Origin of the sequence: Burkholderia sp. Bp8963 (genome assembly GCF_003854275.1) — a bacterium.
In the GTDB taxonomy this organism is placed as follows: domain Bacteria; phylum Pseudomonadota; class Gammaproteobacteria; order Burkholderiales; family Burkholderiaceae; genus Burkholderia.
This window is the reverse complement of sequence record NZ_QTQP01000127.1, coordinates 1-1,895: the sequence shown is the minus strand read 5'-3', so window position 1 is coordinate 1,895 and position 1,895 is coordinate 1. Positions and strand designations below refer to the sequence as shown.

At 58.0% G+C, this 1,895-nt stretch carries 3 protein-coding genes; 2 read left to right on the top strand and 1 reads right to left on the bottom strand.

All coding sequences use genetic code 11. The annotated features are described in order from the left end of the window. The coding region (locus tag DID96_RS37580) for an IS630 family transposase (RefSeq protein ID WP_124604347.1) at positions 1 to 632 on the top strand (632 nt) is incomplete at its 5' end. A gap of 13 nt (positions 633 to 645) precedes the next feature. After that, positions 646 to 945, top strand: coding sequence for a hypothetical protein (locus tag DID96_RS37575; protein ID WP_124604345.1), 300 nt, complete (start codon positions 646 to 648; stop codon positions 943 to 945). Positions 946 to 1,378: 433 nt separating this feature from the next. Here DID96_RS37575 and DID96_RS37570 read toward each other — a convergent pair whose 3' ends face one another. After that, positions 1,379 to 1,663 carry a hypothetical protein gene (locus tag DID96_RS37570; RefSeq protein WP_221624643.1) on the bottom strand — a complete coding sequence of 95 codons (285 nt, stop codon included), beginning with the start codon at positions 1,661 to 1,663 and terminating at the stop codon, positions 1,379 to 1,381. Between the last annotated feature and the right edge of the window lie 232 nt (positions 1,664 to 1,895).

The following is a 1,895-nucleotide window of genomic DNA, read 5'->3' as shown; positions in this document are numbered from 1 at the left end:
TCCAGCAATGGCTGCACAGTCCAGACCCGGCCTTTCGCGAGAAGGTCAACGTGATTTGCAAGCTATACCGCAAGGCGCCGCGAAACGCGGTGGTGCTGAGCATCGACGAGAAGACCGGCATTCAGGCTATCGAGCGCAAGCACCCGGGACGGGCGCCCGCCCCAGGACGGCTGCGCCGCCGAGAATTCGAATACATTCGTCACGGCACCCAGGCGTTGATTGCCGCGCTGGATGTGCATTCCGGCAAGGTACTGGCAGAGTGCCGCGAGCGGCGTACCCAGAACGATCTGGTAGCCTTCATGGAGCGCGTGGCAACCGCGTACCCGGGCAAGCAGGTGCATGTGGTGTGGGACAACCTGAATACGCATCGCGCCCAAGCAGTCTGGCAGGCGTTCAATGCCCGGCATGGCAAGCGGTTTCACTTCCACTTCACGCCATTGCACGCGAGCTGGGTCAATCAGATCGAACTCTGGTTTGCCCGCTACACCCGCCGGGTGCTGCGCCATGCCAGCCACACCAGCACCGCGCACCTGCGCGAGCGCACCGAGCAGTTTGTCGGCGAGCACAATCAGGTCGCCCGCCCCTTCAAATGGAGTTTCCGGGGCTATCCGCTGCAAGGCGATGCCTCGTAATCGAGAGACGCAGATGCCAGCATTACCCGCCAAACACTACGCCGCTGAACTGCAGCGTCAACTGCGCAGTCTGCTCGGCCATGAGCAGATCGTCACGCAAGCCTACGGGCGTCACTTGCTGATCAAACGTCTGGACGACGATGAGCCAACCGTGGTGGCGCGGCTAACCGAGCTCGGCCGCAATCGATATGGCGCCGCCTTTCGCAGTCACAGTGGGCGTTGGGAGCCGCTGCCGGGCATGGGTTCGCTCGACGAAATGGCCGACGTGGTCGTCACGCTTCTGCAGCCATATTTGCAGCCCGATAATTATTAAACGTATTTGAGGGATGTTGTACTAGTTGGGTCGTTTCCGAGATAAATGCCGGAAAAGCCCATCAAGCAATATTCCCACGCAAATGGAGATTTTCGCGAGCCAAAATTGAGCGTCATCGAGATGACTTGGCACGCCACTCACCCGGAGAAAAAAACGGCCCGTGACGGCTACCAGCACAGCCACCACAATGAGGCGAACCAGATACCCTGCCCATATCCGAAGGGGGCTTGTTTTTCCAAACGGAAGCCATGGGGTTGAACTTCCTCGGACGTTACGGCCCATCTCCGGCAGGCCTAAGCGCGCAAAGATCATCCCCGCGAGGAGATTTACGAAAGCAATGGTGTTACCGTACGCGATAAACATTCCGCAGAGCCTCACCGGATTAATACCAATCTAGGGCCATCGGTTCGATGACAGCAGTTGACATTTTCCGCTACTGCGGTCTGGAAATCTCGGCCTTCCAATCCAGAAGCAACTTAGCAACGCGTTTTGAATTCTCGCCGTTCTCCTGCAAGCCCATTCTTTCGGTAGCGACCGCGTCCAGATATGCTGCGACGGACGATGCGTCTGCTCCTTCCTGCAACATGGCGAATACCTTCGGCAGATATCCTTGATACTCATCGCGTGCTGCCGGACTGTGTGCAACCCCGATCGGGTCCCAGACGTAGTACAGGACTTCATCCACCCGTCGGTACAGTTCCAGTTCGGCATCGGTCAATTTTCGCCCCATAGGTGCCTCACACATCCAGTGACGATCAACGACGAAAGAAATGCACGTCAACCTGAGTGAGCCCATCGGCTTATACACAATTTCCAGCGTGACCGGTGTTTGTCAACGTAGTTGTCGCGCCACTTCACGCGCACTGCTTTAATTCGGCCCGGGGCGTGCGCTCCGGATTGAGCCAGACTTCGTCCTTCAATTCCCAATTGCGGGTCGAGCGAGACCACCG

Coding starts and splice junctions, on each gene's coding strand:
- DID96_RS37575 (WP_124604345.1), top strand. CDS start 646: ATGCCAGCATTACCCGCCAAACACTACGCCGCTGAACTGCAGCGTCAA.